A 23,632-nucleotide genomic window follows, 5' to 3' on the forward strand; every position below is an offset into this window, starting at 1 on the left:
ATTAATTACGGATTACTAAATACTAATTATATGCTAGTAATTTCTAACAGGAGTTTAGGCTGGCTACTCTTTTTTTAGTAATTTTGTCGCTATTAAATTGTAATTAGTAATTTATAATTAAAGTGATATGGCAAACGAACTCGAACTGAAATACGGCTGCAACCCTAACCAAAAGCCTGCCCGTATTTTCATGAAGGACGGCGAACTCCCCATTGAAGTACTGAACGGACGTCCCGGTTATATTAATCTGTTGGATGCATTCAACAGTTGGCAGTTAGTGAAAGAGCTAAAAGAAGCTACCAGGCTACCGGCTGCCGCTTCCTTTAAGCATGTAAGTCCAGCCGGCGCTGCCGTTGCAGTGGAAATGAATGATACACTCAAAAAGATTTATTTTGTAGATGATGTGAAGTTGTCCCCATTAGCCACCGCCTATGCACGCGCACGTGGTGCCGACCGTATGTCGTCGTATGGAGATTTCATCGCATTGTCCGATACCTGTGACGAAGAAACCGCACGCCTTATTAATCGTGAAGTATCTGACGGTGTGATTGCTCCGGATTATACTCCCGAAGCATTGGAAATTCTCAAAAACAAGAGAAAAGGTACATACAATGTAATCAAAATAGATCCGGCTTATCGTCCGGACTCTATTGAACACAAAGATGTTTTCGGCATAACCTTCGAACAGGGAAGAAACGAACTGAAAATTGACGAAAGTCTTTTGAAAGAAATGCCGACACAGAATCAAGTAATTCCTGCCGATGCAAAACGTGATTTGATTATTGCTTTAATCACTTTAAAATATACGCAATCCAACTCTGTATGTTATGCTAAAGACGGACAGGCTATCGGCATTGGCGCCGGACAGCAGTCACGTATTCATTGCACACGCCTCGCCGGAAATAAAGCAGACATCTGGTATCTACGCCAACATCCGAAAGTGATGAACCTGCCTTGGATTGAAAAAATCCGTCGTGCAGACCGTGACAATACGATTGATATATACATATCAGAAGATTATGATGATGTATTAGCAGACGGCATATGGCAACAGTTTTTCACTGAAAAACCGGAAGTACTGACTCGCGAAGAAAAACGTGCATGGTTGAACACAATGACAGGAGTATCTTTGGGATCAGACGCTTTCTTCCCCTTTGGAGATAACATCGAACGAGCACATAAGAGCGGTGTCAGCTACATAGCACAGCCAGGTGGTTCTGTACGCGACGACCATGTTATCAGCACTTGCGACAAATATAATATGGCAATGGCATTTACAGGAATTCGTTTATTCCACCATTAAAAAACATAGTTAATAAATAAGGGGCTGCCTCAAAAAGCAGCCCCTTATTTATTAACTTATTACCAAAACAGATTAATACAATTCACTTCCATCTACATTACCCGGAATAGTAGAGTCAAACCAAGATAAATCTGTCTTGTTTGTTACCCATTTATTGTAATTCTTATAAGCTTTTACCACTGATGATTTTTCTTTCGGATATCTCCATGCCGCTTCATCTGCAGAAGTTCGTGGAAAATCCAATGCCCAACAATACATATCTTTCATTCGGAAATAAATACCTTTCGATACATCCGAACAATCTTTCCCGTTTCCCAACAAATTCATATCCATTTTTGATGTCGGAGCAAAATCCGTTAAATGAATCTCATGCGAACGCTTATTGACAAATATAAACGGATTAAACTTCATCATAGAAACATTGCTAGTTACTGCTTTTAATGGGATAGTCACAACCAACTCTTCTGCCGAAACAAAAGAAGAGCCTTTTTCTGTATTGATAAAACCTGTTTCACCACCAGCAAAAGGTTTACTTATATCTTCCCAAATAATGAAAGTAGCGTTTGAGTCTCCACTTTCTAAAATAGCTCCCTCTACTTCTGCTACATCAATATCATTCGAAGCCAACGGTAGTTCTATCCCAAAACCAATTTTTGTATAACTTGCCGCACCCTTAGCAATCGGTCTAAACCGCATTTGGATACCGTTAATTTTATTATCCACATTTTTATAGACACTATATGTATAGTTCACTACAAAGTCATTTAAATCATAATCACCGGGATTAGGCCATTGATCTTCGAAAGCTAACGTACCATGAATTGATTCAGCCACAGTCACATCTTCATCAACTGGAATATCTTCACCCGGCTTAATAGCTTTTTCAGGAGTAGCCGTTACCTTTACCATTACATCATTGAAATCATAATCAGCCTTCCTGTCTCCAAAAGGACGGATATCAAAACCTGTCACACAACAATTATAGCCGTCCAATTCACGAGTTACTGCTTGAGTTTTGCCCCATGTATTCAATTCTGGAGTAGAGTAATACATTCCATTCACATCCCCATTAACGGCAGGACTCATCGTATTCTTAAAACTATATGCAAGTTTATCTGTTATAGCAGTACCGTCTTTTTTAAATCCGGCACGCGCAACGGCAAACCCGATTCGTGTACCATTTGGAAAAACCTTACTATATTTTGAGCCATCCCAATAAAGCAACTGAACTTTTAAGCCTGACGGACATTGCAACTGATTTGTGTTAGGCAGTAACATAGTCATGTGAAGTTTATAAACATCACTTTTTAAATCTCCCTCTTTATAATTATAATACAGCAATGAATTATAAACAGTTTGATTATCCACACAGAAACCACCGTCTCCAACATAAGTCACCCAAACCTGAGCTCCGTCCTCATCAACAATTCTCAAATCAGAATTCTTTGATAAATCCGCTATCTGAACATTCTTTTTTTCCGGATACCAACTATCAATCTTATTAATCAATGCCGGAGAAAGTTGTTCTTTTGACACCAACGAGCAACCTCCCTGAACAGGTATACCATTCTCATTCACTTCGTCATTTTTATAAGGAATAAATAATTGATAAAGGCCGCTGATTGGACCAAAAATCTGTGGAATTTCATCTGCAGCAGCACGAGTCACAGTAGCAGCCTGCGGGAAAGCAACTCCACGAAAATTTAATGAGCTAACATTCCGTACATCCACTTCCTGCACCTGCCCATATCCTGCAGTAAGTGGAGCAACAAAGACTTTAGAAAGATTATTGGCGACGACTACATCCGCATTCAATTTACCGGAAGCATCTGTATATCCAACAAAAATAGGTTCGACAGAGATAATTCCTTCTCCCGTGTAAGGTTGACTTGCAAATATCCCCATTTTTACACCTTTCTGTGTTTTTCCTTCTCCGTCAGTAGCAGTAATAGATATGCTCCTCTCTGTTTTTAGAGAAAAATCTGTAGATAAACCAAGTTCTGCATTTTCCAGATCTTCCTCATTCTGAGTAGATAAGTTTTTTTCTTCTATACATGAAGCGAAAATCAGACTGATGATTCCAAAAGAAAAATACTTTAAATTTCTCATATTCATATAATGTTTGTTTTGATCGACCCAAAGATAGCTATTTTAAATAAAAGTATCAAAAAACATAGTTATTTTATCCCCACTTATGATGAGAATGAGACTATTATTCCATTATTAATAGGGATTTTCTATTTCTACAAGGTACCCTATCTTTGCAGCATCACATTAAAAAAATATCAAAGATGAATAAAATTGGAGTATTTTATGGTTCCACAACCGGAACAACCGAAGACGTCGCCCGTCGAATTGCAGAGAAACTAAATGTTCCTTCCGCACATATTTTTGAAGTATCTAAACTTACAGAGGCTTTAGTCAATGAGTATGATGTACTTGTGCTAGGCAGCTCTACTTGGGGAGCCGGCGAACTGCAAGACGATTGGTATGACGGAGTAAATGTTTTAAAGAAATGCGATTTGTCTCATAAATATGTAGCCTTGTTCGGTTGCGGTGATTCCGACTCATATAGCGATACATTCTGCGATGCCATCGGGATTATTTATGAAGACCTGAAAGACGCGCATTGCAAATTCTGCGGAGCAGTAGATACGGCCGGATACACATTCGATTCTTCCATAGCGGTCGTAGACGGCAAATTTATCGGACTTCCAATTGATGAAGTCAACGAAGACAATCAGACAGAGGAACGTATCAGTGCGTGGGCTGAACAAGTAAAACAAGAAATAAGCTAACCTTCACCTTAATATAAACAATTGTTTGCATCATGGCTACCAAAAGAATCATTCCCGGTGAAATCCGGATTTTCCTCAATCATATTTATGAGTTTAAGAAAGGTATACGTAACATGGTACTTTATACAATGAGTAAAGAACATGAAGACTTTGCCGTGCGCCGGTTGAAGAACCAAAACATCAGCTATATGATACAGGAGATAGGTACTAATAAAATCAACCTGTTTTTTGGTAAACCCGAATGTATGGAAGCTATGCGACATATTATCACTCGTCCTTTAAATCAATTGACAGCTGAAGAAGATTTCATTTTAGGAACAATGCTGGGATATGATCTTTGCCAGCAATGCAAACGCTATTGCAACAAAAAAAGAGGTATTAAGATTGCTGTTTAAAAGATAACTTTGGCCTTGTAAGCTTTGTTTGTATGTAGTTTGTACCGAGCAGAATCGTTTCTAAAAAGACAGATAATCGGAGAAACGTTTTCCAATGGGAACTTGTTATACCAAGAAACGATTCGCTCAACAACAAACTAACAATAAGCAACGTTATGACTCAACAGCAAGAACAATTCAAAGCCTATTATACTCCAAGGCGAGAACTTTTTACCTTGTTGAGTGACAAATTGCCATTCTGAGAATATCAGCAGGCTTCACAATCTTTCTCTCTAGAGGCAGGGAGTATTCTTCATCTCATCTCTAAAGACAAAACTGCCTGACTGTTCCATTAAACTAACGGGAGTAAGTAAAATGGCAATCTCTTGCCTGACTGCAGATGTTCATGAGGATAAAACATAAACTAATACTATCAGCAGAGAGGTACTTAATTTTTTGAACATAAAGGCTAACTATTCATGGGTTAATGTCTTGTTTTAATTGACTATCTATATAATACAACTAAAACATCCAAACTACTAAAAGGAGAAAGAAAGATTATAGTGATTTATTAGATTCCATGTCCTCTCACATATCAAATTATGATAATAAAAAGAACAATATGAGGGTCAGTATTATAAAATAATATATATTCGCTTCATAAACATAGTAATTATATGTCACGAGAGAAAATATTAATCAGAACTTCCTGGGTAAGTACAATTGGCAACGCCATACTTTCCGCATCAAAAATCATTATCGGATTATTTGTAGGTAGTTTGGCTGTACTCGGTGACGGTATTGATTCGGCAACCGATGTAATCATCTCTATCGTAATGATTTTCACTGCACGCATCATGAACCGCCCACCTTCAAAAAAGTATGTATTCGGCTATGAGAAGGCGGAAGGAATCGCAACCAAAATCCTGTCGCTCGTAATATTTTATGCCGGTATGCAAATGTTGTTATCCTCCGTTGCCAACATCTTTTCGGATGCAACGAAAGAGGTTCCCTCGGCTATTGCGATATATGTTACTGTATTCTCTATCATTGGAAAGCTCTTGTTGGCCCATTATCAGTATAAACAAGGAAAAAGAATTGATAGCTCCATGCTGACAGCAAATGCGATCAATATGCGTAATGACGTTATTATCTCATCCGGAGTTTTGGTAGGACTGGTCTTTACCTTTATATTCAAACTACCGATACTCGATTCAATCACAGGATTAATAATCAGTCTCTTTATTATAAAATCGTCTGTCAGTATCTTTATTGATTCTAACGTCGAACTAATGGACGGTGTTAAAGATGTGAATGTATATAACAAGATCTTTGAAGCCGTAGAGGAAGTCCCCGGCGCAAGCAACCCGCACCGTGTAAGGTCAAGAATGATAGGGAATCTTTATATGATTACCCTCGATATAGAGGTTAATCCACAAATTACCATCACACAAGCCCATGAGATTGCAGAATCGGTGGAAAAAAGCATAAAAAGTTCCATAGATAACGTTTATGACATTCTTGTACACGTAGAACCTGCCGGTGAATGCCAGACAAATGAAAAATTCGGAATAGATAAAGATATGGTCGAAAAAACAATAAATAAACCATAATTAATAGATATAATTGACCTTTGTCACATATGTTACAGTTTTAATCTATATGCCCGTATTATCTTTGCAAAAAAAATAGATTATGGAACAATTACATGCTCATGAAGTCCTTCACATGATGAAAGGTAATAGTTACTCAGAATTATCATTAAAGAAGGCAATCAGTGAAAAGTTCGGAGAAGATCAACGCTTCTATACTTGTTCGGCAGAAAATATGGATATTGATGAACTTATAGAGTTTCTCAAGATGAAAGGTAAGTTTATGTCTACCGATGAAGGTTTTACCGTAGATATCACAAAGGTTTGCAATCATTGACTCTGCCTTCTTACTAGAATAATAACAGCTTTCATTTTGCGGATATGAAAAATGAAAGCTGTTTTTTATATATGTTTATCTGGAGACAAATCTTTTATACACTGTTTTAATAGCTAATCTTCACTCCTGCAAAAAAACTTCTCGGCAGTGCGGGACCATAGATATAGCCGGAATCACGGTTTGCTCCTCTATCAAAATCTTTCTGATAGGCTTCCAAAATATTCTGAACACCACCGCTAAGTTGTAAATCAACTGTTTTATATAATTTAAAGTCATAAGCAAGTTTCACGCCCAAATCTAAGAACTTCGGAGTTTTAACAGCTTCCGCTTTTCGTTCGGGCATATCACCCATTGCAGCATTTTCGGCTGTAATATCCATGCGTTGCACAAACATACTACCGGTATATGTACCTGACAAGGCTATTGATAAAGGTTTAATCGGAATATAGGTAGCGGTGAAATAGCCATACACATTGGGAGTACGGAAAATCGTCCTCTTGGCAGGCACATCATCATGCCACTTATGCGGTTCATCATATCGGCTACGCTGCAATGTCAATCCTGCCTGTACTTGCAACAAGGAAAGATAAGCCAGTTTCCCTTCCAGCGTTACCCCCACTACTTTGGCACCCGGACCATTACTACGTAATTTCACCAGAACACCGTCTCCACGATTATAAGGTTCACCCAGCACAAAGACATCTGTCAGTTTTGTGTAGAATCCTTCTATCAGAAAATTAGTCTGAAAAGCGCCAAAACGATGATAGATATCTGCGGATGCACTAAAACTCTGCGACTTCTCTTCCTTCAGATTCTTCGTCCGTTCAATCATGGCAACAGTTCCACCTACATTTTCAATATGCATATCCTCATCAAAAGCCTGAGGAGCACGAAAACCGGAAGAATAACTCAAACGCAAGTTGATATTCTGCGTAGGATTAAAGCGCAAATTGGCACGTGGGCTGAAAATGATATTATCTACCATATTATGTTTATCGAGACGTCCTCCGACCAAAATACTCCAGCGTTCATTCTTCCACTCATTTTGCAGGAAGGCGCTGTAAATATTCACTGTCTGATCCGTATGACGATCGTATCCCCACATATTATCTTTCAGCCGGTCACGGTTGTATTCAAGTCCCGCAGTGAGATCGGAAGGCATGAAAAGACATTTATCAAACGTATGTACGTATTGGGCACCCCCCATAGCAATAAGGTCTGTTGTCTTTCCGTATGCTTTGAGAGGGTCATTCCCGGGACCGTAATAACTGTCACGGTCTGTATTGGCAGCCGACGCGAAGATACTCAGACGATTCTTTTCATTTGGTGAGAAATAATCATATTTCAAACTCCCGCCGTCTATCGAATGTTGTAACTGCTCCGCAATATGGGCTTCGTGAGGTGGACGGTCCAACATATCCCCACCCCGGCGAAACTCCTGCATATGGTGATATTCGAATGTCAACTTTGAATATGTACTTGTCTTCAGATAAGAACGGAAACCGACTGTTTGATTCTTCAATTCAGGAAGTTCTGTAAATCCGTCGCCGTCATAGTCATATCCGGACCGATGACGGTTTTGTCCGAAAATATACAATCCCGCACGATGATCGTCAGTCACCAAAGAAGCATTCAACGATGTGTTATTATCAAACGAGGAACTTCCTCCGACAGAAGTAATGGTATGCGACAACTGACCGGAGTTACGTAAAGGTTCCTTCGTAATGATATTAATTGTTCCAGCAATGGCTGAAGAGCCGAACAAGGCTGATCCTCCCCCACGCATGACCTCTACTCGCTCAATCATACTGGCAGGAATCTGCTCCAACCCGTATACTCCCGAAAGAGCGCTGAACACAGGACGCGAATCAATCAATATCTGCGTATAAGGCCCGTCCAAACCATTGATACGGACTTGCTGGAAACCACAATTCTGGCAGTTTGTTTCTACACGGACACCGGGTTGGAAGTTCAACCCCTGCGACAGAGTTGAAGAATTAGTCGTTTCAAAAAGTTTCAAATCAACAACATTGACCAAAGTCGGAGCCAGACGCCGAGTCGTTTCACTGCGATTGGCAGAAACCACCACTCCGTCTAAAGCGATCGCATCTTCTTCTATTTCAAAATCTTCCTCTAATGTCTTTCCTCTCTTCAGGGTAACGTTGCGAGTAAGTGTTTTATAGCCAACTGAACTCACTTCGAGAACAAAGCTACCTTCCGGCAGGTTCTTCAGAAAATAATGCCCGGTTGCATCAGTCACAGTTCCTATCGTAGTGCCTTTCAGTGCGACTGTAATATAAGGCAAATGTTCTTTCGTCTTTTTATCCAATACATGACCGATAATATTTGCATCAGATTTTTTCAGCTCAGGGTAATCCGGATTCTCAGCGAATGCGGCCGATAAGACACAACATAGGCTGACCAGGACTAATAGATATTTCTTCATTGTCGTTAGTCTTTTAATCGTTTAAATTCAGAAAGTAATAAAGGAAACGGAAACAATAATAAGTACTGTTTCTAAAAATAAATAGCAATTTCGATAAATGTAGACTAAGGGACAGGAGGTGCCCTAAGAGAGACAACACCCGGACAAGACCGGCAATAACACGCACCTTGCGGACGAATAAGAAGAATACATAATAATGATAAAACGGAAACAACAAATATAGGTAATAACCCGCTATCTGTCACCAACACTTGGTTCAATAGATGAAGTAACTGAAACTCAACTGTCGTGTGATTGTGTTCGGTGCCCTTCTTAAAAGGATGTGAGTGGACAATTGTAACCCCGTTTACTACATGAGAGTGAGTAAACAAAGTAATCCCTGCCATGTACGAAATAAATAGTACAGGCAGAAAAAACTTTATTATATTCCGATACAGTTGTCTCATTCGTTAGTTTTGTGTAACAAAAACAATAGCGTTTTCTGCGAAGCAAAGATAGGGATTGTTTTATATCCGGACAATCCCCATTTATGACGATTTCAGAGCTTAAAAGAATTATTAAACCATTATTAATAGCTAATCTTTACTCCTACAAAGAAACTTCTCGGCAGTGACGGGCCGTAAATATAACCAGAGTCACGATCTGCACCTTTATCAAAGTCATCCTGATAAGCATTGAAGATATTCTGTATGCCAGCATTTATCTGGAGATTCATTGATTTATAAAGTTTAAAATCATAAGCCGCCTTTAAACCTATATCAAAGAAATCTTTTGTATTCACCGTAATCGGGTTCTCAAGGAATCCGGGGACTGGCTCGTGAGGAACCAGCATTGAACCGGTATATGTACCCGAAAGCGCAATGGATAACGGCTTTATCGGTGTATAGGTTGCTGTGAAATAGCCATAAGTGTTAGGTGTGCGCATCATTTTCTTTACTGCCGGTGCGTCCTTATTCCACGTATGCGGTTCACTGTAATGACTCTGTTGCAGAGTTACCCCTGCCTGAATCTGGAATTTATTCAGATAAGCCATTTTTCCCTCCAATGTAAGTCCCATTACCCGAGCTCCCGGTGCATTATGACGTGTACGTATCAGAACTCCGTCTACAACTTCACCGTCGGTAAGAGCAAAGACATCTGATAATTTAGTATAGAATCCTTCAATCAGGAAGTTTATCTGAAAAGCGCCAAAACGCCGATAAACATCCGCAGAAGCACTCAAACTCTGAGATCTTTCTTCTTTCAGATTATCAGCAAGTTCAATCATTGCTACTTTACCACCTACATTTTCTACGTGCAAATCCTCATCAAAAGCCTGGGGAGCTCGGAAACCGGATGAATAACTCAAACGAAGATTGATATCCTTGGTCGGATTGAACCGCAGATTGGCACGGGGACTGAAAATGAGATGATCTATCAGGTTATGTTTATCAAAACGACCTCCGAGCAAAAATCCCCAACGATCATTCTTCCATTCGTTTTGTACGAAAGCACTACCGATATTTACTTTCTGATCTACCGTACGGTTGTATCCCCACATATTGTCTTCCAGTTTGTCCTGATTAAATTCCACTCCGGCAGTAAAATCAGAAGGCATGAAAATACATTTACCAAAGCTGTAAACATATTGTGAGCCTGCCATCCAATTTAGGTCAGTAGTGTTTCCGTAAGCATTCGGGTCCTGCCCACCTCCATAATAGCTATCACGATTAATATGTTGCGCAGATGCGAATACATTGAAACGATGTTTCTCGTCAGGTGAGAAATAATCGAACTTCATACCACCACCATTGATAGAATGCTCTGTCTGCTCAGCCACATTCGCTTCATGAGGCGGACGGCTGAGCATATCTCCTCCTCTACGGAATTCTTCCATGTGATGATATTCGAAAGTCAATTTGGAATAAGTAGTTGTCTTCAGGAAAGAACGGAAACCGACCGTTTGCCCGTGTATCTTCGGTATTTCCGAATATCCATCTCCGTCATGGTCATACGCCGACCGATGACGGTTCTGACCGAAGATATATAAACCTGCACGCTGGTCATCCGTCACTAGTGAGGCATTCAATGCTGTACTGTTATCAAAAGCGTCACCGTCGCCAATCCCAGTAATAGTATGCGACAACATACCCGAATTACGAATCGGCTCCTTTGTGATGATATTGATTGTACCTGCAATAGCAGACGAACCGAACAACGCCGAACCACCTCCGCGCATCACTTCCACACGTTCAATCATGCTGGCAGGAATCTGTTCGATGCCATATACTCCGGAAAGTGCACTGAAGATAGGACGAGAATCCAGCAGGATTTGTGTATAAGGACCGTCCAGTCCATTGATACGTACCTGCTGGAAGCCACAGTTCTGACAATTGGATTCTACGCGAACTCCCGGCTGAAAATTCAGTCCTTGTGCTAAAGTTGTCGAATTGGTATTCTCAAAGATTTTCAGATCGACAACATTCACCAATGTCGGTGCCAAACGACGGGTTGTTTCATTGCGATTGGCAGAAACAACGACACCGTCCAATGCTACCGCATCTTCTTCTATTTCAAAATCTTCCTCCAGCGTATGTCCCTTCTTCAAGGTCACATTCCGCCTCACCGTTTTATAACCTACAGAACTAACTTCAAGTACGAAATTTCCTTCGGGAAGGTTCTTCAGGAAATAATGTCCGGTTACGTCGGTTACAGTACCGATTGTTGTTCCTTTCAGAGCAATAGTAATATAGGGCAAATGTTCTTTTGTATTTTTATCAAGGATATGACCAACAATATTCGCATCCGATTTACGCAATTCCGGATACTCAGGATGCTCGTGAAGAGCAGCTTGTCCTTCAAGAGCAGGCAACAATGCACAGCACAAGCAGACAAGCGAAAATATGTATTTTTTCATTTTTCGTTTATAATTCGTTCTTCGTTAAGTATTCACATGAAAAATCAGACAATACCCAGCCTCAAACAAGGCAGAATATCATCAGCTAAATAACTGAAAAACGAATCGCAGGCGGTGCCCGAAGTGCAGTCACTCCATGATATGGAGCATGAGAATGCATATGCTGCGGACGACCGAGCAACAGGCACAATAAAAAAGGGATGAAAAGAGAAAGAGCAAAAATAACAGCCGCACCGTCCGTCGTCAGATGAGACAGGAAATGAATATGTATCAGCTCGACTGTTGAATGTTCATGTGCCGCCCCTTTCTTAAACGGGTGTGAATGGACGATTGTCACGCCATTGACCACATGTACGTGGGCAAAGAATGTAAGGCTTACCAGATACGATACAAAAAGTATCGGCAAGAAATAGCGCGTTATATTCAGTAACAATCGTTTCAACTCATTTCTACTTTGGGACGGCAAAGATACAAACTATTTTTTTAACAATCAATTTTCAGACAGAATACTGTTAATATACGGCTGAAGCTATCATTTGTATAAACAGAATCAGGAATACCATAGCAATCGGATAAACTGTTGCGTATGCCACACTGGGAATATTACTGTCTACCATTGAATCGGCAGCAGCCAGACCGGGCGTACTTGTCATACCACCGGTGATAGTTCCCAGCAAATCGAGTAAACTAATTTTAAATATCAGACGCCCCACAACTGTTGCAATAAGCATCGGCACCAAAGTAATGGCTGCTCCTACACCGAACATCAGTAGCCCGCTTTCCTGAAAAGTAGCTACGAGATTTTTTCCGGCGGAAGTACCTACTTCGGCTAAGAAAAGAAGCAGACCTAATTGGCGCAGCAACTGATTGGCAGGTCCCGACATAGACCAAATAATAGGTCCTGTCTTACCGATCGCACTCAGTACGAGAGCTACCATTAGGACACCTCCGGTCAATCCCGGTGAGAATGACAGACTTTCGGAGAAAGAGATATTTATTTTGCCAAACAACACTCCCAGTACAATCCCCATTGCAATCGGGAAGAAGTCTGTATCCGACAATTTCTTCGCATTATTTCCCAGTAGGCGGGCTATACCTTTAAGTCCTTCTTTCTCTCCCACAACCATTAACTTATCGCCGAATTTCAAGGCCAAATCAGGCGACGGGGATAAATCAATACCACTTCGACGAATACGGGTCACTGTGCAACCAAAGTTTTTCTGTAAATTCAAATCTCCCAATTGCTTGTTTATCATGTCCTTTTTGGTCAATAACAAAGACTCTATTTCCTGTGTTTTATCCAAAGGAAGTTCGCCTTCTTCACGCTCGCCTACCAGCACTGCGAGTTGATTTAGTGATTCTTCGCTACCTACTGCTTGTATATAGTCTCCTTCGTGCAACACGGTAGAAGCAGTAGGAATAGATATTTCATCACTATGTTTCAGACGGGAAATAACAGCTCCTGTCATTCCTCGAGCATTAATCTGCATCAGACTGCGGTTGAATACGTTTGAATTAGTGATACGATAGATGCAGGTAATCAATTCAGGGAATTGTCCACGACGTTCTATCTCCAGGCGACGTGCTTCTTTATCCAAGTCCACCCGCATGATTTTAGGCAGCAGCTTAACAAACAAAATCACACCGATAACTCCAAACGGATATGCGATACCGTAAGCAATGGAAGCCAAAGGTGAGTGTGTACTGTCAATAGCGACGGCTAAGCCCGGCGTACTGGTTAATGCTCCGGCAATCAGACCTACCACACTGGGAGTATCAATGTCGAACGCATACTTCAGTCCTACCGCCGTGAGACAGGCGGAACAAATGATAAGCATAGTAATGAGAATCAACGTCTTCCCCTTACTACGGAAAGAATCGAAGAATCCGGGTCCTGCCTGAATACCGATAGTAAAAATAAAAAGTACCAAACCGAAATTTCCCAATTCTTTGGGAATGATGACGCCAAAGTGCCCGAAAAGAAGTGCGATAAAGATTACCGCTGACACATCAAGAGATAACCCCTTAATTTTAACTCTTCCCAGCATAAATCCCAACGCGACAATCAGGAAAAGGGAAAAATAAGAGGAGTGCAACAAGTCAGTAAACATAAAAATAAAGGTTAGTTAGTTTTAAGGGCGCAAAGGTACGGATTTTATTTCAATCCGCACAACATTCCATCTTACAAGTGATTTCCTCACACGGCTTTTTCATTTAAGAAATATTGTTCGTCGCTCGTTATTGTAGTAAAAATCCTTATATTCGTGCGCAGCGATGCGGAAACATCACCATAGGTGTTTCTTCTTATCGTTCATTTTTGACGGGATACTATCTCCTTGTGTTGACGGTTTGAATTCTCTGCATATTTGGAAGAAATGGAAAATGTTATCTTATATTACTTTGTAAACGAATGCGCTTATCGATGCTCCTCTACTCTATAATACAGTTTTTCCTATTTTTACAACCAGCTATTCCAATATTAATAAACTTGATTTCTGTTTATAATAAACTTTTGGATAGTTTATTATAAACGGTATCAGAGTTTATTAAAAACTATTTTTTTCGTTTTTCGGAAATGGATTAAATGTTTTGCGCAAAAATACAAACAAAATAGGGCAATAATCGTTAGACTATTGCCCTATATCATATCTATCCTGATACTAAAACATATCAGTCTGAATGCTATTTATGTATCTATTTTTCTTATATCACTCATGCTATTTATCACTTTTATTTCTTCAAAGATACAAAATAAAAAGTCGTTTGTCAAGTATTCCAGAAGAAAAGCAGATTATTCACGCACGGCTGAGATAATAAGGGGACTATCAGTAAGCTTCACTGACGTGTTGCATTTTCCAGCTCAAAAATGAGAAAAATTCAGATTTGAGATATTCGTAAATCAGTGATTACCAATAACGGGATTTCCCCTCATGCCGCAGTGGCATGGGTCGGAGAATCGAACGACTAATTCAAAGCTTAAATGAAAAAGCCGTGATTTCCTCATTTTCAAATTCCAAAGTGAAAAGAATTGGTTCAAACTTTTTATAATACCTACATATGATTAACGTCTCAACTCTTTTTCATTTCTTTTGGGTATTTTTCCACATTTCAGTTCCCCGTACCTTTGCAACTGAAAAATTTATTAATCATTATCTATCAATATTAAGTATGAAAATTTTAAACTTTTGGACAGTTGCTCTTATGGCACTATCATTTTCAACAACATTTGTTTCTTGCGGTGACGACAACGATATAAATCTTGCAAAGGAAATTGCCGGCACTTATAATGGATATTCAGTCGGTGAATGCGATATGTTCTCAGACTATTTGTTGGGCGATCAATCCAGCGCAACAATAACCGGTAACGAAGACGGTAGCATTAATTTGGTATATAAATCCGGTTCAGGTGATTTCCGCCTGAATAATTTAAAACTTTCCTCGAAATCTTTCAGTGGTTCAGGTGAAGTGGTGATGTCCATGGGCAGTGGCACAGGTAGTAGTTATAACTACACACTGGAAGGTAGTGTAAATGAATCCAAAGTGTTAACCTTGAAGACTAATGTAGATATTCCGACACCCATGGGAGAAATGGAAATCGTGTTCATGCAAGGAGAAACACCGATAACTTATAATATAGCTGCTACCTATCAGTATAACAGTTCATTGTCTATCAGTGTTGGAGATACATCCTACGGCACAACTGATGAATGTAAAGCTGTTATCAAACGTGTATCGGACACAACGGTAGACATTACTTTAAGCGGTTTCGCTAACTTGTCAGGTGCCGGTGGTCATATGAGTTTAGGTAATTTCACTATCAGTGGAGTCAATGTAACAGCCGGAGCAAACGGAACCTATTCACTCAGCCTGGGAGAATATGAATCTACCGACAGCAATGGAAAAGCTATCACAGGAGAAAGCCTGAGTGGTACAATCGCAGCAGACGGTACTGCTACTATTAACACTGACTTCAAGCCAGGTAGTATGCCGATAGCTATTTCCACAGTATTTACAGGAAGTGATACAGCAAGTGCAGAATAAACAATCTAAATGAAAGAAATGAAAAGAAGCAATAACACTATTTTTAAATATACAATGATACTGGGAGCGGCTATGTCGCTCTCAGCTTGTAATGGATTATTTGAGAATATTTATGACGCCCCCACAGAAACTGAAATGGAAATCAAAGAAAATAGTTTCTCACAAATCAAAACTGTTGAGTACACAGAGTGGGCATATATTGATTTTTCCGGTCGTAAAGTTACCACAGTCAAAATCGGGAAAGAATATGAAAGCGAAATACCCGATAATTGGGATATCGCCATTCATCGCTATGATATAAAAACGAATGAAGGGGCAGCTTACCAAACGAGCTACACAAGTTTTGATGCCCTGAAAGCAAACGGAAAATTGCCTGATGACAAAGACTTTGTTAAAGATGAATGGACAACGGACAAAATTGCTATTGATATGTCCGGCATGATGGAAGGAAACATTGTCTATACCGACTCTTATTATAACAGTGTCCTATCCACCTGGCTGAATGTAGATACTTCGACTATGCCACCTATCTACACAATGTCCAATCAGGTCTACCTGATACGACTGAAAGACAACACCTATGCAGCCATTCGTTTTACCAACTATACCAATGCCAAAGGTATAAAGGGATACATCGACTTCGACTTCCTATATCCATTTGATTTCGAAGAAAATAACTAAGAAAACAATAACAAAGAATGAAACCTACATTTATAATATTATTATTTTCCTTTATAGCAACTTGCTCCACATTTGCACAACAATCCAGTAATTATGTCAGCGGACGTGTAACTGATACAAACGGGGAACCCCTTCCCGGCGCCACAATCTCTATAAAAGGAAAAGGAACTGGAGCCGTCACCACATCCGACGGAACATATACATTGCAACTACCCGGAACTGGCGTGTATATCATTACCGCCTCTTACGTAGGTTATCAAACAGCAGAAAAGAAATTCACAACGGACGAAAACAAAAAACTAAGTTTCCGTCTATCCGAAGATCAATTTGACTTAGGAACGGTAGTAGTTACCGGTACCCGTACTCCCAAACTGCTGAAAGATGCACCTATCATTACACGGGTGATTACCTCGGAAGATATTAAAAAGGTAAATGCCAATAATGTAGCCGACTTGTTAAAGACTGAACTTCCCGGCATTGAATTCACTTTTGCTATGGACCAGCAAACCTCTATCAATATGCAAGGCTTCGGCGGAAACTCTGTATTATTTCTTGTAGACGGGGAACGTTTGGCCGGTGAAACGCTAAATAACGTAGACTACGACCGTCTGAACCTTGATAATGTAGAACGCATCGAGATTGTGAAAGGTGCAGCATCCACCCTTTACGGTTCAAGCGCTATCGGAGGGGTTATCAACATCATTACACGCGAATCGGATGACCCATGGAATTTAAATCTTAATTCACGCTTCTCCGAGCACAATGACCATCGATATGGTGGTACTGTGGGATTCAATGCAGGTAAATTCAACAGCCTGACCAATGTACAATATAATAATGTAGATACGTATGGCGTAGATAATCTGGGAGATTTCTCAACTGTATTCGGAAGCCGAGTATGGAACTTCAAGGAACGGCTGATCTATCACCCATTGGAAACACTTAAACTGACCGCAAGAGCTGGGTATTATTTCCGTGAACGTAATAAACCGGGAGACACTCAAGACAGATACCGGGATTTCAACGGTGGGCTAAAAGCAAATTATACATTCAACACATTAAGTAATCTTGAAGTCGGTTACACTTTCGACCAATATGACAAAAGTGATTACCAGGTACTCTATAAAAATGATGTACGTGATTATAGCAATGTGCAGCATAATGTACACGCTCTTTATAATTACACTTTCAATGAAAAACATACGTTGACTGTCGGAGCCGATTACCTTCGCGATTATCTGATGTCTTACCAATTCACTGATAACGCTAACTATATCATGCATACAGCAGATGCTTTCGGACAATTCGACTGGAATCCGACTGAAAGACTAAATGTAATCGCCGGATTACGGTTCGATTATTTCTCCGATTCCAATGTTCGTCATTTATCCCCGCATTTGGGAATGATGTATAAGATTGGTAACTGTTCATTGAGAGGTTCTTATTCACAAGGATTCCGCTCACCGACTTTAAAAGAAATGTATATGGTGTTCAATATGGCAAACATGATGATGATTTATGGAAATCCTGATCTTAAATCAGAAACAAGCCACAACTTCTCCCTGTCTGCCGAGTACACAAAAAACCGTTACAATTTTTCTGTAACAGGATATTATAATCTGGTACACAACCGTATTAACACAGTTTACAGCGATGATCCCAAAGGACAAATATATACCAATACCGACAAAGTGGACATTGCAGGAGTGGACGCTAACATCTCTGCCAAATACCCCTGTGGATTAGGATTTCGTATGTCATACACTTACATCCATGAATTTATGCGTGACGGGCAGAAAAAATTCACAGATACGCGCCCGCATACGGCAACTGTAAGAGTAGACTGGGGCGAAAACCTAGATAAAGTAGATTTCAATTATTCACTCAACGGACGCATCTTGTCAGAAGTAAAAACAAACGTATACAACGATAGCTTCAACAACCCTGCTGCCGGAAGCACTGCTGTTACGTACCCGGGATATATGATTTGGGATTTAACCTTCTCGGTGGGAGTATTCAAAGGTGTGAATATGAATCTGGCTATTAATAACTTGTTTAACTATGTACCGGATTATTATTATTTCAATTCACCCACTACGACAGGAGCTAATCTGACACTAGGTCTTTCGTTGGATATAGATCGGTTCTTCAAAAAATAAACAACAATAAAACTACATACAAAGCTAAAAATAAGAGAAATGAAAAAGAAAAGTAAAATCATCTTAGGTGTGTGCATCGTTGCAGCCGTCCTGATAGGCATATCTATCTGGAATGCCTGGTTCAGCGCCACAAAGATTGCTTTCGTCAACTTCCAGACCATACAGCAGGGAAGCATATCGAAAGCAAATGACAATTCATTCATCAAACTCAGCGAAGTATCGCTTGCCAACCTCGACCGCCTGTCAAATTATGATATGGTATTTGTTAACGGCATGGGACTGCGTATCGTTGAAGAACAGCGTCAGCAAATACAGCAGGCAGCAGACAAAGGTGTCCCTGTGTACACATCAATGGCCACCAATCCTACCAACAATATCTGTAACCTCGATAGTGTACAACAGAATCTGATACGCCGCTATCTGAGCAATGGCGGAAAAACAAACTACAGGAATATGTTGAACTACATCCGTAAAGCCATTGATGGAAAAACATATTCCACAACTGAAATGGAAGACCCGGTAGAAAGGCCGAGCGATATGTTGTATCATGCCGGAATCAGTAATCCGGACGATGAGCTGGAATTTCTCACAGTTACCGACTATGAGAAATTTATGAAAGACAACAACCTCTACAAAGAAGGAGCTCGAAGAATTATAATTACCGGACAAATGGCAGATGCTACCGACCTCATCAAAGCTCTCGAAAAAGAAGGCTACAACGTTTATCCGGTTCAGTCAATGACAAGATTCATGTCGTTTATTGATGAAGTGCAGCCTGACGCTGTTATTAATATGGCTCACGGACGCATGGGGGATAGAATGGTAGATTATCTGAAAACTAAGAATATTCTGCTTTTTGCCCCACTCACGATCAACAGCCTTGTGGATGAATGGGAAAACGATCCGTTGGGTATGTCCGGTGGTTTTATGTCACAAAGCATTGTGACACCGGAAATAGATGGTGCTATCCGCCCCTTTGCCCTTTTTGCACAATATGAAGACAAAGAAGGATTACGCCACTCATACGCCATTCCCGAACGACTGAAAACATTCGTTTCCACTATCAACAACTATCTGAATCTGAAAACAAAGCCTAATAAAGACAAAAAGGTTGCTATCTACTATTACAAAGGACCGGGACAAAATGCCTTGACGGCTGCCGGAATGGAAGTAGTACCTTCGCTCTACAATCTCTTGCTTCGCATGAAACAGGAAGGTTATAATGTGTCAGGACTTCCTGCCAATGCACAAGAACTTGCAAAAATGATACAAGCACAAGGTGCAGTATTCAACTCGTATGCAGAGGGAGCTTTTGACGAGTTCATGAAAAACGGAAATCCGGAATTAATTACAAAAGAACAATATGAAAGCTGGGTGAAAGAATCGCTTCGTCCTGAAAAATATGCAGAAGTCGTTGCTGCCGACGGAGAGTTTCCCGGAAACTATATGGTCACTTCGGACGGATGTTTGGGCGTAGCCCGGTTACAGTTCGGTAATATCGTGTTAATGCCACAGAATGCAGCAGGAAGTGGAGACAATTCTTTTCAGGTAGTTCATGGAACGAACGCTGCTCCTCCGCATACTTATATCGCTTCTTATTTATGGATGCAGCACGGTTTCAAAGCTGATGCACTCATTCATTTCGGAACACATGGCAGTTTGGAATTCACTCCTAAAAAACAAGTTGCCCTATGCAGCAATGACTGGCCGGACCGTCTGGTCGGAGCTGTTCCTCACTTTTATCTCTATTCTATCGGAAATGTAGGTGAAGGAATGATGGCAAAACGCCGTTCGTATGCGACACTGCAATCTTACCTTACTCCTCCTTTCCTCGAAAGTAGCGTGCGCGGTATCTATCGTGAGCTTATGGAGAAAATCAAGATTTACAATAACTCCGCAAAAGAGAATAAAGAGCAGGAATCGCTGGCCATCAAAGCATTGACAGTAAAAATGGGAATCCACCGGGATTTAGGTCTGGACAGCATCACCAACAAGCCTTATACAGAGGATGAAATCGCCCGTATAGAAAACTTCGCCGAAGAATTGGCTACAGAAAAAATCACCGGGCAACTTTATACTATGGGTGTTCCGTATGAACCGGAACGGATTACTTCTTCTGTTTACGCAATGGCAACAGAACCTATCGCATACAGCCTTTTGGCTCTTGACAAGCAACGTGGAAAAGCTACGAACGCTATCAACAAACACCGGAGTCTTTTTACACAGCAATATCTAAATCCTGCCCGCCAGTTAGTAGAAAAGCTGATAACCAATCCTGCACAGGCAACAGACGAACTGATCTGCCGTACTGCCGGAATTACTCCTCAGGAACTGGCTAAAGCACGCCAAATAGAAGCTGACCGGAATGCTCCGAAAGGAATGATGGCGATGATGATGGCTGCCGCAGCCAAACAAGATAAAGATGATAAGAACAAGAAAATGGGAGGACATCCTGCACAGCAAAGTGAAAAGTCCCCTCATGAGAAAATTCCCGAAAGCATGAAAGAAGCCATGAAGAAAATGGGCACTAACATGGATCCGGGAAAAGCTCCTAAAGAGTATAGCAAAGAAGATATAGAGTTTTCTTTGGCAGTCACAGAAGTGGAACGCACTATTAAGAATATAGGAAACTATAAAAATGCACTTTTGACAAGTCCTGAAGAAGAACTGGCTAGTCTGATGAATGCATTGAAAGGAGGCTACACCACCCCTACCCCGGGAGGTGACCCCATAGCTAATCCGAATACATTGCCTACCGGACGCAATATGTACGCTATCAACGCTGAAGCGACTCCTACTGAATCGGCATGGGAAAAAGGGATTGCTTTAGCCAAACAAACGATTGATACGTACAAACAACGTCATAACGATTCTATACCACGGAAAGTAAGCTATACACTCTGGTCCTCCGAGTTCATCGAGACCGGGGGAGCAACGATTGCTCAAGTCCTTTATATGCTTGGTGTAGAACCTGTTCGTGATGCTTTCGGCCGTGTCAGCGATTTAAAATTGATTCCTTCGGCAGAACTGGGTCGTCCGCGTATTGATGTGGTAGTTCAGACCTCCGGACAACTTCGTGACCTTGCCGCCTCCCGTCTTTTCCTGATTAACCGTGCGGTAGAAATGGCTGCCGGTGCCAAAGATGATAAATACGAGAACCAAGTAGCGACAAGTGTAATTGAGGCTGAACGGGTATTGACAGAAAAAGGATTGAGCCCGAAAGACGCCCGGGAGATTTCAACTTTCCGCATATTCGGAGGAATAAACGGTATGTACGGTACCGGTATTCAGGAAATGGTGGAATCCGGTGACCGTTGGGAAAATGAATCGGAACTTGCTACTACCTATCTCAATAATATGGGAGCTTATTACGGTAGTGAAAAGAACTGGGAAGTTTTCCAAAAATTTGCTTTTGAAGCAGCATTGACACGTACAGATGTAGTAGTACAGCCACGTCAAAGCAATACTTGGGGTGCCTTAAGCCTTGACCATGTATATGAGTTTATGGGAGGCATGAATCTTGCCGTTCGCAATGTGACCGGTAAAGATCCGGACGCTTACCTCAGCGACTATCGCAATCGTAATAACATGAAAATGCAGGAACTTAAAGAAGCTGTCGGTGTAGAAAGTCGTACGACTATTCTCAATCCGGTCTATATTAAAGAGAAAATGAAAGGAGGAGCTTCTTCCGCAAGTGAATTTGCAGAAGTTATCACCAACACTTACGGTTGGAATGTGATGAAACCTGCCGCCATTGATAAAGAACTTTGGGATAATATCTATAATGTATATGTAAAAGACGAGCTTAACCTGGGAGTAAAGAAATACTTTGAACAACAGAATCCTGCCGCTCTCGAGGAAATGACGGCTGTCATGCTCGAAAGTGCCCGCAAAGGATTATGGAAAGCCAGCGAAGAACAAGTAGCAGAATTGAGTAAGTTACATACGGAGATAGTCAACAATTATCGTCCGTCCTGTTCGGGCTTCGTCTGCGACAATGCAAAACTACGCGATTATATTGCTTCTAAAGCAGATACGCCAACAGCCGCACAATACAAAGAGAATATCTCCAAAATCCGTGAAGCAAAAGCAAGCGGAAATGACAAAGGAGTAGTGATGAAAAAAGAAGAAATGAACCAGACTACTGAAGAACAAACAAATACATTAAGCAATGTAGCTGTCGGTATTGCTGTTATCATTGTCCTACTTGCTTTAATCCTCTTTGTACGCAAACGCCGTAAAAGCAGCCAAATGTAATTGTAACTCATAATTTGTAATTAGCAAAAATGAATACAGTTGTCCTTGTACTTATGCTTCTGACAGCATTTAATTTTCTGCTGAAGCAAACATTTTGGAAAGTAATAGCGGTGTGTGTTATCGCCGCTATCTGCGCTGCGTTTGCCGGATTAATGTGGCCGTATGCTATTGAACAGTCTAAAACCCAGATAGCAAATTGGCTTAGTAATCAACCTTTGATGTTGGATACAGCTGTATTGCTTAGTGTGGAGGTCTGCGTGCAAATGGCTTACGCCATGCTGGCTGTCCACGTGGCGAACGATTATCCGGTCAAACCTCGTATGATTGTGATGTACCGCTTTCTCCGCTGGTTTCCTGGATTATTGATTTTCCCGGTTCTATTCAGCGGGTTAATATACCTGATATTCGCCTTTCCGGGCATTTCCTTTCAGACAATAGCCTGGAGTTATGCCGGTTTTATCCTGATAGCAATTCCTTCCGGCAGATATTTATTGCTCTATTTGTTACCGGAGAAGGAATTACGCCTCGAATTGTTCTTCCTCACTAATGCACTGGTAGCTATCCTAGGAATTGTAGCCACCGTCAACGGAAGAACTTCGGCGGCAGGTGTCAGCGAAATAGACTGGCAAGCACTGGCAGGCGTTTTGGTTATCACTCTGGCCGGTGGAATCATCGGTCTTGTCTGGTGGAACTTTCGGAACAGAAACAAACAGAAAAGCATGAAGCAATAAAAAGAATCAATTACCTA

At 40.8% G+C, this 23,632-nt stretch carries 16 protein-coding genes; 10 read left to right on the top strand and 6 right to left on the bottom strand.

Annotated elements, in window-relative coordinates; genetic code table 11:
- Positions 1–127 precede the first annotated feature (127 nt).
- On the top strand, positions 128–1,303 hold the full coding sequence (locus CGC64_RS14445; RefSeq protein ID WP_005675646.1) for a phosphoribosylaminoimidazolecarboxamide formyltransferase: 1,176 nt from the start codon (positions 128–130) through the stop codon (positions 1,301–1,303).
- Positions 1,304–1,375: 72 nt separating this feature from the next.
- On the opposite strand, the gene CGC64_RS14450 is transcribed toward CGC64_RS14445, so the two are convergent.
- The gene (locus CGC64_RS14450) at positions 1,376–3,412 is read right to left on the bottom strand and encodes an LruC domain-containing protein (protein WP_005681235.1); all 2,037 of its coding nucleotides are present in this window, start codon (positions 3,410–3,412) and stop codon (positions 1,376–1,378) included.
- 182 nt (positions 3,413–3,594) lie between these two features.
- On the opposite strand from CGC64_RS14450, the gene fldA reads away from it, so the two are divergent.
- The 4 genes from fldA (at position 3,595) to CGC64_RS14470 (ending at position 6,404) form a co-directional block, all read left to right on the top strand.
- The gene (gene fldA, locus CGC64_RS14455) at positions 3,595–4,101 is read left to right on the top strand and encodes a flavodoxin FldA (RefSeq protein ID WP_005675643.1); all 507 of its coding nucleotides are present in this window, start codon (positions 3,595–3,597) and stop codon (positions 4,099–4,101) included.
- A gap of 32 nt (positions 4,102–4,133) precedes the next feature.
- A complete protein-coding gene (locus tag CGC64_RS14460) occupies positions 4,134–4,496 on the top strand; it encodes a DUF2023 family protein (protein ID WP_005675642.1) in 363 nt (120 codons plus the stop codon).
- Between the two features lie 656 nt (positions 4,497–5,152).
- Positions 5,153–6,088 carry a cation diffusion facilitator family transporter gene (locus CGC64_RS14465; RefSeq protein WP_005675641.1) on the top strand — a complete coding sequence of 312 codons (936 nt, stop codon included), beginning with the start codon at positions 5,153–5,155 and terminating at the stop codon, positions 6,086–6,088.
- 82 nt (positions 6,089–6,170) lie between these two features.
- On the top strand, positions 6,171–6,404 hold the full coding sequence (locus CGC64_RS14470; protein WP_005675638.1) for a YecH family metal-binding protein: 234 nt from the start codon (positions 6,171–6,173) through the stop codon (positions 6,402–6,404).
- 106 nt (positions 6,405–6,510) lie between these two features.
- Here CGC64_RS14470 and CGC64_RS14475 read toward each other — a convergent pair whose 3' ends face one another.
- The 5 genes from CGC64_RS14475 to CGC64_RS14495 form a co-directional block, all read right to left on the bottom strand.
- On the bottom strand, positions 6,511–8,850 hold the full coding sequence (locus CGC64_RS14475) for a TonB-dependent receptor (protein WP_005675637.1): 2,340 nt from the start codon (positions 8,848–8,850) through the stop codon (positions 6,511–6,513).
- Between the two features lie 104 nt (positions 8,851–8,954).
- Positions 8,955–9,296, bottom strand: coding sequence for a hypothetical protein (locus CGC64_RS19150; RefSeq protein WP_032837778.1), 342 nt, complete (start codon positions 9,294–9,296; stop codon positions 8,955–8,957).
- A 122-nt stretch (positions 9,297–9,418) separates the two neighbouring features.
- Positions 9,419–11,746: a TonB-dependent receptor gene (locus CGC64_RS14485; protein WP_005675636.1), complete on the bottom strand. Its 2,328-nt coding sequence runs from the start codon at positions 11,744–11,746 to the stop codon at positions 9,419–9,421.
- Positions 11,747–11,831: 85 nt separating this feature from the next.
- Entirely contained in the window at positions 11,832–12,212 is a 381-nt protein-coding gene (locus tag CGC64_RS14490; RefSeq protein ID WP_005681236.1) for a hypothetical protein, read from the bottom strand.
- Positions 12,213–12,258: 46 nt separating this feature from the next.
- Positions 12,259–13,857: an aspartate:alanine exchanger family transporter gene (locus CGC64_RS14495; protein ID WP_005675635.1), complete on the bottom strand. Its 1,599-nt coding sequence runs from the start codon at positions 13,855–13,857 to the stop codon at positions 12,259–12,261.
- A 1,057-nt stretch (positions 13,858–14,914) separates the two neighbouring features.
- Between CGC64_RS14495 and CGC64_RS14505 the strand changes: the two genes are divergently transcribed.
- Genes CGC64_RS14505 through CGC64_RS14525 form a run of 5 tightly spaced genes read left to right on the top strand, consistent with a single transcriptional unit; the run spans position 14,915 to position 23,615 of the window.
- The gene (locus tag CGC64_RS14505; RefSeq protein ID WP_032837780.1) at positions 14,915–15,787 is read left to right on the top strand and encodes a calycin-like domain-containing protein; all 873 of its coding nucleotides are present in this window, start codon (positions 14,915–14,917) and stop codon (positions 15,785–15,787) included.
- An 18-nt stretch (positions 15,788–15,805) separates the two neighbouring features.
- A complete protein-coding gene (locus CGC64_RS14510) occupies positions 15,806–16,468 on the top strand; it encodes an HmuY family protein (protein ID WP_032838152.1) in 663 nt (220 codons plus the stop codon).
- Positions 16,469–16,485: 17 nt separating this feature from the next.
- A complete protein-coding gene (locus CGC64_RS14515) occupies positions 16,486–18,627 on the top strand; it encodes a TonB-dependent receptor (RefSeq protein WP_005675631.1) in 2,142 nt (713 codons plus the stop codon).
- A 39-nt stretch (positions 18,628–18,666) separates the two neighbouring features.
- Positions 18,667–22,884: a cobaltochelatase subunit CobN gene (locus tag CGC64_RS14520; RefSeq protein ID WP_005675629.1), complete on the top strand. Its 4,218-nt coding sequence runs from the start codon at positions 18,667–18,669 to the stop codon at positions 22,882–22,884.
- A 29-nt stretch (positions 22,885–22,913) separates the two neighbouring features.
- Complete coding sequence (locus tag CGC64_RS14525) at positions 22,914–23,615, top strand: hypothetical protein (RefSeq protein ID WP_005675627.1); 702 nt, start codon at positions 22,914–22,916, stop codon at positions 23,613–23,615.
- The last annotated feature ends 17 nt before the right edge of the window (positions 23,616–23,632 follow it).

It is taken from the genome of Bacteroides caccae (genome assembly GCF_002222615.2).
Taxonomy (GTDB): domain Bacteria; phylum Bacteroidota; class Bacteroidia; order Bacteroidales; family Bacteroidaceae; genus Bacteroides; species Bacteroides caccae.